8 protein-coding genes are annotated in these 8,635 nt (G+C 66.0%); 2 read left to right on the top strand and 6 right to left on the bottom strand.

From position 1 onward, the window contains the following. Positions 1–78: 78 nt before the first annotated feature. The gene (locus tag ACFSXZ_RS00130; protein ID WP_378259893.1) at positions 79–426 is read left to right on the top strand and encodes a hypothetical protein; all 348 of its coding nucleotides are present in this window, start codon (positions 79–81) and stop codon (positions 424–426) included. Positions 427–514: 88 nt separating this feature from the next. Here ACFSXZ_RS00130 and ACFSXZ_RS00135 read toward each other — a convergent pair whose 3' ends face one another. The 3 genes from ACFSXZ_RS00135 to ACFSXZ_RS00145 all read right to left on the bottom strand — a co-directional run bounded on the left by ACFSXZ_RS00135 (position 515) and on the right by ACFSXZ_RS00145 (position 5,452). Beyond that, entirely contained in the window at positions 515–3,046 is a 2,532-nt protein-coding gene (locus tag ACFSXZ_RS00135; protein ID WP_378260000.1) for an ABC transporter permease, read from the bottom strand. Then, positions 3,046–3,765, bottom strand: coding sequence for an ABC transporter ATP-binding protein (locus tag ACFSXZ_RS00140; RefSeq protein WP_378259895.1), 720 nt, complete (start codon positions 3,763–3,765; stop codon positions 3,046–3,048). The genes ACFSXZ_RS00135 and ACFSXZ_RS00140 overlap by 1 nt, the downstream gene beginning before the upstream one ends. Positions 3,766–4,405: 640 nt before the next feature. After that, complete coding sequence (locus tag ACFSXZ_RS00145; RefSeq protein WP_378259897.1) at positions 4,406–5,452, bottom strand: amidohydrolase family protein; 1,047 nt, start codon at positions 5,450–5,452, stop codon at positions 4,406–4,408. A 93-nt stretch (positions 5,453–5,545) separates the two neighbouring features. On the opposite strand from ACFSXZ_RS00145, the gene ACFSXZ_RS00150 reads away from it, so the two are divergent. Next, positions 5,546–6,277 carry a TetR/AcrR family transcriptional regulator gene (locus ACFSXZ_RS00150; RefSeq protein ID WP_378259899.1) on the top strand — a complete coding sequence of 244 codons (732 nt, stop codon included), beginning with the start codon at positions 5,546–5,548 and terminating at the stop codon, positions 6,275–6,277. A gap of 232 nt (positions 6,278–6,509) precedes the next feature. Here ACFSXZ_RS00150 and ACFSXZ_RS00155 read toward each other — a convergent pair whose 3' ends face one another. The 3 genes from ACFSXZ_RS00155 to ACFSXZ_RS00165 form a co-directional block, all read right to left on the bottom strand. Next, the gene (locus tag ACFSXZ_RS00155; protein ID WP_378259901.1) at positions 6,510–6,953 is read right to left on the bottom strand and encodes a GyrI-like domain-containing protein; all 444 of its coding nucleotides are present in this window, start codon (positions 6,951–6,953) and stop codon (positions 6,510–6,512) included. Positions 6,954–7,543: 590 nt separating this feature from the next. Further along, positions 7,544–7,966, bottom strand: coding sequence for a hypothetical protein (locus tag ACFSXZ_RS00160; protein ID WP_378259902.1), 423 nt, complete (start codon positions 7,964–7,966; stop codon positions 7,544–7,546). A 350-nt stretch (positions 7,967–8,316) separates the two neighbouring features. Continuing rightward, entirely contained in the window at positions 8,317–8,598 is a 282-nt protein-coding gene (locus tag ACFSXZ_RS00165) for a hypothetical protein (protein WP_378259903.1), read from the bottom strand. Between the last annotated feature and the right edge of the window lie 37 nt (positions 8,599–8,635).

Genomic DNA, 8,635 nt, shown 5'->3' on the forward strand with positions numbered 1-8,635 from the left:
CGGCGCCATGCAAGCCAAATCCGATTGGTACGTGACATCGTGAGACCAGACCTCCGCGGGGCGGGCAGGATCGTCGGCATGGCGTTGAGCGTGAGCCTCCTCGCGATCATTGTTCTTGTCGGACTCGGCCGGACCGCGCCTAAAGGCACAGACCCCTTCTTCTATTTCGCGCTCAGCCTGTGCGGAGCGGGCGCCGTCGCCTTGCTGCTGGCTGGGGTCGGTGCGATCTTCGCGCGAGACCGTACTCCTGGTCTCCCCGCTTCGGACCGGGAATTCTTCGCCGGAGGGGCGGTGACGATGAGAACCCCTCCGCCGGTCCTCGGCATCCAGACACCCTTCCGTGGTCACCAGACCACCGTGACGTGTCCGCCATCCCCGGGCAAGCTCACTCCATACCACACAACACAATGGATTCTTATTGTTTGACAACTTCACAGTGGTCCGCCCCAGCCCGCGATGCCTGCCTGTTGGGCTGGCCGGGCAGACGGGCTGAGGACGAATCGTGGCTCAGGGACTACGTTTCGGCCATCCCTGCCACCATCGGAGTACGCGCGGCCCGGCGTGCCGGCAGCAGGGCGGAGATCAAAGCGGCCACGACCGCGACCACTACCAGCACGACGAGCTGTCCTACTGGCAACGACACGTTCATGTGCAAGTCCTTGGAGCTAATGGACTGGAGCACCAGGTAGGCGAACCCGCCGCCGAGCACCACACCCAGTACCGCGCCCAACATCCCCATCAGCGCCGCCTCGATCAGCAGCATCAACCGCAACTGCCCTCGGGTCAGTCCTAGTGCCCGCAGCAGCGCGGACTCCCGCGTGCGCTCCAGCACTGACAACGACAACGTGTTGGCGATACCGAACAACGCGATCACCACGGCCAAACCGACCAGCGCCCACATCATGCCCAGCATCGAGTCGACTTGGGAGCTCACCTCGGTCTTGTTCGCGGCCACGCTGTCCACCTTGGCAACCGGAATCGGGTCGGTGAGCTTGTCCACGACGGCCTGGCTGTCCTGCGGGCTCACCCCGGGTTTGGCCTTGACCAGAATCCGCGAGTACCCGGTGACCGCCGGCGCCACCTTGGCCAGGGTGTCCCCGGTCATCGCGACCGGCGGAGCGGGGTGCTGGTCGTCGATGTCGTAGGTGGCCACGAGGGTAAGCAGCTGCTTGCCACTGTCGGAACTGACGGGGATCTGGTCACCGAGCTTGACGTTGAAGTGTTGAGCCGTGGATCGGAGCATGGCGATGGTGCCGGTTGTGGTGAGCTGGTTCAGGTCACCGTTGACCGTGCTCGGGGTCAGCGCCGTGTTGATCGCATCGGTGTCCACCGCCGTGACGTCCGCGGAGTCGGAGCCGACCGTCAGCCGCGTCCGCGTGGTCGTGATCACCGACTCGATCTGCGGTGACGCGCGAAGCTGTTGGGGTAGTGCGACCGGCAGCAGGCGGTCGTCCGTCGACGTGCCGATGGCGTAGTCGGCGGGGTATCTCTCCTGGATCTTCGAAGTGACGGTCTCCTTGGCGCTGGTGGCGGTCGCGGTGATCATGGTCACGATGGTCACCCCGATCATCAACGCCGCGGTGGTCGCCGCGGTCCGTTTCGGATTCCGGACAGCGTTGGCACTGGCCAACTTCGCCGGCACGCCGAACACCCACCGTGGCATCACGCCAAGTACCTGGTTCGCCGGACCGACCAGCAGCGGCCCGGCCACGATCACCGCCGACAACAACACCATCGTGCCGAGGCCCGTCACGATGAAGGCCAGCGAATCCGGGTTGTTGCTGCCACTGCCGCGGATGCCGATCACGCAGATACCCGCGCCGATCAGAGCCAGGAGCACCACGAGCGCGATCCGCAGGAAGCCGGTGCGCCCGACCTCGTTCTTACCGTCCGGCAACGAGCGCAAAGCGGCCAACGGAGCCACCCGCGTCGCCCGCCAGGCCGGCACCACCGCCGATAACACCGTCACCACCACACCGACAGCGAACGACGCGACTACCACCGACGGCGTGATGGGGACCCGGACCGCGGAGCCGCCGGCACCTGGGCCGACACTCGCCACGAGTCGTTGCAGCAGTGCCGAGGTTCCGATTCCAGCGGCGAAGCCGATCGCGGAGGCGAACAGACCCATCAGTACCGCCTCGGTCAGCACGCTGCGAAACACTTGGTCACGATGCGCGCCGACGCACCGCAGCAGAGCGAGTTCCCTGGTCCGCTGCGCGATGAGAATCGTGAACGTGTTGTAGATGACCATCCCGGCCACCACCAGCGAAATCAACGCGAACACCAACAGGAACTGCGTGACGCTGGCGGAGCCCTTGCCCGCGGAGATCAGCGTCTCGTTGGTGTACTCGGCACCGGTCATGGTCTTGGTATGCGGCACCGCGGCGGCGATCCGCTTGGCCAGCTCATCCTGGTTGACCCCGGTGTCCGCGGCCACGACCGCGGAGGAGAACCCCGGTTGGGTGGCGTAGGCCAGCAACGCGTCCGGGGTGAGCACTACGTACTGCCCGTACAAGGTCGCCGAACTGGTGCCCTGGCTGAAGACGCCGACAATGGTCATCGGCACGGGCTCGTTGTTCTTACCCAGAAGCGACATCTTCTGGCCGACCGCGAGGTTGAAGGTGGTCTTCGCGGACGGGTCGATGGCGATCTCGTCGGCTTTGGCCGGAAAGCGCCCCTGCAGCAAGTCGAACTCGCGCAGCCGGCTGTCGCCCTCCAGACTGTACCCCGTCACCTCGACGGCCTTGCCCTTGCTGTTGATCAGCGGCAACCTGGTCTGTGTCCGGCCATCGGCCGCGGCGACCCCGGGTACCTTGCGGATCTGGTCGAGCACGGCCGGGGTGATTTCGTCCACGCCGTCCGCACTCACCTGCACGTCGACGCCCCTGGTCTGACGGGCGAAATTCTCGCGCATGCTCTGGTCGAGACCATTACCCGTGATCAGGGTGCCCGTGACGAAAGCGACCCCGATGATGATCGCGATCGAGGACAGCAACAGCCGACCGAAACGGGACTTGATGCCCGCCAGAGTAGTTTTGACCATCACGCACCCAGGGTCTTCAGCGCGGCCAACACCGAGTCCGTGGTCGGGCGTGCGACCTCACCGGCGAGCCGACCATCAGCCAACAGCACCACGTGATCGGCGTAGGACGCGGCAACCGGGTCGTGCGTCACCATGATCACCGTCTGTCCCAGCTCTCGCACCGACATCCGCAGGAAATCCAAAACCTCAGCGCCAGAACGAGAATCCAAGTTACCCGTCGGCTCGTCCGCGAAAATTACATCAGGCTTCGTCACCAGCGCCCGCGCACACGCGACCCGCTGTTGCTGCCCGCCCGACAGCTCACTCGGCTTGTGCCGCAACCGCTTCCGCAGCCCGAGCGAAGCCACGATGGTGTCAAACCAGGAACCTTCCGGCTTACGCCCGGCCAGCTCCAATCCGAGCAGGATGTTCTGCTCCGCGCTCAGGGTGGGGAGCAAGTTGAACGCCTGGAACACGAAGCCGACCCGGTCCCGGCGCAGCGTGGTCAGCTCACGGTCCGACAACTGCGCGATGTCCGTTTGCCCAATGCGGACAGAACCGGAGTCGAATGTGTCCAAACCGGCAAGACAGTGCATCAGGGTCGACTTGCCCGAACCCGACGGCCCCATGATCGCGGTGAACTGTCCCGCGGCGAACGACACCGTGACCCCGTCAAGAGCTCGCACCACGGCGTCACCCTTGCCGTAGACCTTCACAAGATCCCGAGCCGAAACGGCCATCTGTGTCCCGACAGCGGACACAGCCGTTGAATCCGACCCCGAAAGCAGGTCCTCGGCCATCAACTTACTCCGTTCCAAAAATCAACACATCGACGCGGACGCTATTGCCGACGGGCTCGAACGAACATCAACTCCCAGAAATGTACCAAATCCGCCGACCCGGCTGCTTACGGTCGAGACGAGGACCAGCGCCGGCCCTGGCCCGGGTGACCCAGTTGATCGGCCGGTCCTTTCATATCTCCCGCACGCCGCGGGGCACGTCCTACCTGCCGCATCGGATGGACTGGACCTCACAGGTGCCCGCGTGCCGCGCTGCGAGCGGGACGAAGACGCGATCGCCGAGTGGCGGGCCAGCACTTGGGCGAAGATACGAAGCTCGAGCACAGCCGGCAGCGGGAATTGCGTGGGTACAAGGCTCTCCGCCCGACTCCCCGGGTAGCGAATTCCGCGGAGCATCAGGCGATATTGACCCAGCGGCGGGTTCGACTGTTCCGGACTCACCGTGGCCGCCGGGATTTATTGCATTAGATGCAACACCTTGCCGCACGCGGCAAGGCATCGCGTTCCTCCGGCAGCGCGAAGCTGGTCCAGTCCCGCGTTCTGATAGTCCGGGATGCCACCGGCGGTGGCTATGTGTGCGTCATGCTGGTTGGCGAGGCTGGTGGCCGGCTGTGAGGTGGCCGGTCAGCCGTTCCCAGTTGCCGGATCCGATGGCGGCCTTCTCTTGCTCGGTGAACGGCGCGTTCTCGAGGAAGGATCGGGCGACGCCGCGACTGGTGTCCAGGTAGGGGAAGCCGCCGGGGCGGGTGCCGAAGGTGTATGGGTAGTCGGTCGAGTAGAGCATGCGGTCGGTCCCGACGACCTCGGCCGTCCAGCGCAGGTAGCGCTCGCTGACCGTGCCGCTGCCGGCCACCCAGAAGTTCTGCCGGAAGTAGTCGGCCAGTGGCCGCTGCAGCTTGGCCATCTCCCGCAGGAAGCCGATGTGGTCGAGGTAGAACAGGACGACCTCGCCCCAATGCCCGGCGATCACCCGCAGTCCGGGATGGCGGTCGAACACTCCGCAGAAGATCATCCGCAGATACTGCACACCCAGGTCGTAGTACCAGCCAAGCCCGGCGGTCGCCAGTGCCGCCCCCACGCCGTTCGGTAGGCCCGAGTAGTACGCCTCCTGGATCGCCCTCACTGGGGCCTGGGGGTGAAAGTGCAGCGGGACGCGAAGTCGTTCGGCGGCTCCGTAGAGGTCGTCGAACTCCGGCGCGTCGGCGAGTTTGTCGCCGGTGCGGCCGTACAACATCGCGCCGCGGAAACCGAGGCGGGTGACCGCGCGCTCCAACTCCTCGGCGGCGGCTTCGGGCGAAGACGTCGGGATGGCGGCGAATGCCTGGAACCGCGAGGGATGGGCGGCGACGATCTCGGCGAGCGCGTCGTTGGCCTCACGCGCGACGCGCACGGCGTCGGCCGCCGGGAGGTTCTGCACCCCGGGAGTGGTCAGGGACAGCACCGCGACGTCGATGCCCTGCTCGTCCATGTCGGCGAGGCGCCGGTCGCCGACATCGCACAGCCGTCGCGTGACTGGGTGATCGTCGCCGTAGACGTGCGGCCGGACCCCCGCCTTCGCCCACGCGTCGAGCAGGACGGGCAGGACCACGTGTTCCTCAAGGGCGATGATGCGCAGCTTTTCGGACATGTCAGCACTCCTCCAGCCGATGTTTCCGACGATACCCAACACACCGTATCATCGGAAACATCAATGGAAGCAACTTTTCGTTATCCTCGATACATGGTTGGTGGCACGGAGGACGCAGAGGTGGAGGTGCGTGCGGTATCCCGGCAGCGAATCGTCGAGGCGGCGGCGGACCTCCTTGCGCACGAGGGACGCGAGGCAGTCACCACCCGGGCGGTCGCGGCCGCCGCCGGGGTGCAGGCCCCGGCGATCTATCGCCTGTTCGGCGACAAGGACGGGCTGCTCGACGCCGTGGCCGAGCACGGCTACGCCACCTTCCTCGCGGCCAAACACGCCGACGCCCGTCCGGAGGATCCCGTCGAGGACCTGCGCGCGGGCTGGGACCTCGCCGTCGAGTTCGGGCTCGCCAATCCCGAGCTATACACGCTGATGTACGGCGAACCCAGGCGCGGCACGGACTCAGCCGCCTTCCGAGCGGGCATGAAGATCCTGCTCGAACGCATCCATCGCCTCGCCACCAGCGGCCGACTGCGCGTCGGTGAGGACCTCGCGGCCTCCCTCATCCACGCGACCGCCCGCGGAGCCGTGCTCACCTGGCTGTCGCTCCCCAATGATCAACGCGACCCCGCCCTCCTGACCACCCTGCGCGAAGCGATGATCACCGCCGTCACCCTCGACGAACCCGCCGTACGCGACGCGGGCCCCGCCGGCGCCGCCCGGGCGCTGCGTGCGCTTCTACCCGAACAGACCACGCTCAGCAGCGCAGAACGACACCTGCTCGACGAATGGCTCGACCGCCTGACCACCGACCACCACGAGGACCGCTGACCCGACCTCCACGGCCCACGCACCTCCGGCAGGGGAACTCAGGCGGACGACCACGGGCCGCGGCTTCCGCTCATCGGCATGACAGTGCAGTCACCCGGCCAGTAAATGACCGATCGGGCCGTGGGCGACGTTCCATTATTGTGCCGCATTTTTCGCGTGGCCGGTTGGAATCCGGCGAGCACGAGTGTCGAATGACGCCGAAGCGAGTGGCCGGTTGTTCGCCTCGGGCCGCTCACGAAAGCAGCCAGTACACCTCGGTCCATTGCTGGGCGGGATCGTCGTTGTGCGGCCCGTAAATCTCCCAGCGAGTGCCGGTCGGCCGGTGTCCGTGCTGGGTGCACCACTGGAGAACGGCGTCGTGGGCCGACCTCACCTCCCCGAAGGGACCACAGTGGACGGTTGTCGCCGCGGACCCTGCGGGTAGCGCGGAGGTGACCACGCGTCCGGTGAGCGGGCACGGTTGGTCGAGCAGGACGCCGACCTCGACGTTGGGCACGTTGTCCCGGTACAGCATGATGTTGCGGCAACCCTGGGAGATACCGCCCGCGCGAAGACAGTCCCACACCTCGCCGAGAAGCTGTCCCCATACCGCCGGGAACTCAGACCAGGTGGTCCTCGCGGCGATGACGGCGGTGGGCCGCGCGACAACGTCGGCGATAGTCACCTCGTAATCCATCCGGGCATCCTCGCCGGTCACCACAGAGAACGCCAGGGTTACGTTCCGGCACCGCGCAACCACCGGGAGATCTATCGCGGCCCGCGTGGTCCTCGCGGACAGAGGGTAAGACCTACCGGATCCGCTCGCATGCAACGCCATCGGCTCGAGTCACCGGCAGCCAACCCTGAGCGCGCGGGGGCCGGGTCGCTGCCCCAGGCCCCCGCCCCGCGGGGGTCAGTCACTGCCCGCGGGATATGCCATCCATCGCCCTCGATCACACCGAGAATTCCTGTGAAACGGTGTTGTTGCACGTCCACTCGTCGATGTTCGCCGCCGCATTCGCGGATTGGGCGGTGCTGATCGCACCGGCCATCGCAAGGAGGGCGGCGAGCACTACCGTGACCAAGCGACGACGACGTGAACCGAGATGTAAACGCATCTGAGCCTACCTCACTTTGTGATCGGGGCTCTTACTGGCGCGCCATCCGAAATTAGAGCGTGACGGTTGACAACCGCCAGGAACGTTCTTGGGAAATTGTTAGTTATCGGCCATCGCCACCCCCCAGATCGGTTACAGTGGCGGTCGGCCCCACGGTGAACCAAGTCAGTCAGGCCGCGACCAATGGGCTGCATCCACCGGCGATGATTTGGTTCCCAGCGTTGGTGACGATGAAAGACGTGCAGGCCTCGTAGAACTCGCCGGGCGTCGTGGGTACCGTTGGGGTTATCGGGGAGAAGACCTCCGTGCCCGGCACAATGGAGCAGACCGTTTGGGCTGCATTGCACTGGGTGATCCAGGTCGATAGGTCCGTGGTACCACCAGGGAAGACGCCGTCATACCCACTGACCTGTCCGTTGCCGATCGACACACAGACCGCCCCGACAGGTTGTGTGCCGAAGGGACCACCGAAGCCGAGGATCGTTCCACACTCAAGAGTTGCGGCCGGCGAGGCGTTCGCGGACACGGCGGTCGACAGGCACAGGCCGGCGGCCAGCGCGGCGGTCACGATGCTCCGGGCAATGAGCCCCATGAGTCCTCCCAGGATCGCGTCTTGCATGACCGGGCAAAGCATGCCCGCCTCCGCATTGGCGATTCATTGGTGGCGATTGAATCGCCTGGTCATGACCGTGGTGCGGCCACACCCAGCACCGTCCGCGGGCTGACCTCATGCCCGGTGCGCGGCGCCTTCTCCTTGGTGTGCTGTCGGCGGACAGCAAAAAATGGCTCTGGCACAAAGTCCGTCGAACCCCTAGCAAAGTGAGAGATTGACCAGTCCGCGGAAGCGGAATGATCGCGCACGCCAACCGCAGGAATGCCTCGACTCCGGACGTTGCCGCATGACGGCGCTGCGACCACGCGGCAGCGTCGGGCGCAAGCTCACTACGCGGATGGCTTTTCGCGCAGAAGCTGAGTCCGAGCGCGGAGGTCGCCGTGCAGGTCCATCACGGCGGCGGTATTCGGTGCGACGATGTGGGACCACCGGTCGTCCACGCCACACCACCGGCCAACACACTGCCACCAGCCGTCAAAAGCCAGCAGCATCTCGACGTCCGCAAGGCGCTCGGGCGGTAGCAGGGAGAGCGGATCGGCCGGAGGGGCGAGGCGGATGACGAGGTCACCGTCGTAGGGGCCATCGGCCGGGGCTACCCGGATACCCAGCACCCGGCGAACAGCGCCACCTCACATGAACAGGCGGAAT

It is taken from the genome of Amycolatopsis pigmentata, assembly GCF_042684065.1.
Classification (GTDB): domain Bacteria; phylum Actinomycetota; class Actinomycetes; order Mycobacteriales; family Pseudonocardiaceae; genus Amycolatopsis_E; species Amycolatopsis_E pigmentata.